At 68.8% G+C, this 468-nt stretch carries 1 pseudogene; it reads right to left on the bottom strand.

The features are described from left to right. Nucleotides 1–48: 48 nt before the first annotated feature. A pseudogene (locus tag JMF97_RS30630) lies at nt 49–468 on the bottom strand (1,4-alpha-glucan branching protein GlgB); the annotation flags it as partial.

Genomic DNA, 468 nt, shown 5'->3' on the forward strand with positions numbered 1-468 from the left:
GATCATCACCACGCCGCGGTAGTGCATGTAGGCCGTCGCGGTGTTCTACTGCATGAACGCGAGGGCCTCCGCGATCTCCCGGCCGCCGTACGGGTAGGGGACCCACTGCCCGTCGTGGCGGGAGTAGTCCGGGTAGGGCATCGAGGCGACCGCCTCGACCCGCATCCCGTCGACATGGAACTCCTCCAGCCAGTAGAGCTCGTTGGCGACCAGGAAGTTGCGCACCTCGCGGCGACCGAAGTCGAAGACGTACGTGCCCCAGTCCGGGTGCTCGCCGCGACGCGGGTCGGGGTGCTCGTAGAGCGGGGTGCCGTCGAAGCTGGCGAGGGCCCACTCGTCCTTGGGGAAGTGCGCCGGCAGCCAGTCTAGGATCACCCCGATGCCGGCGGCGTGCAGCCGGTCCACCAGGTAACGGAAGTCGTCCGGGTCACCGAAGCGGGAGGTCGGGGCGAAGTAGCCGGTGACCTG

Source organism: Micromonospora fiedleri (assembly GCF_016774385.1).
GTDB classification, from domain to species: domain Bacteria; phylum Actinomycetota; class Actinomycetes; order Mycobacteriales; family Micromonosporaceae; genus Micromonospora; species Micromonospora gifhornensis.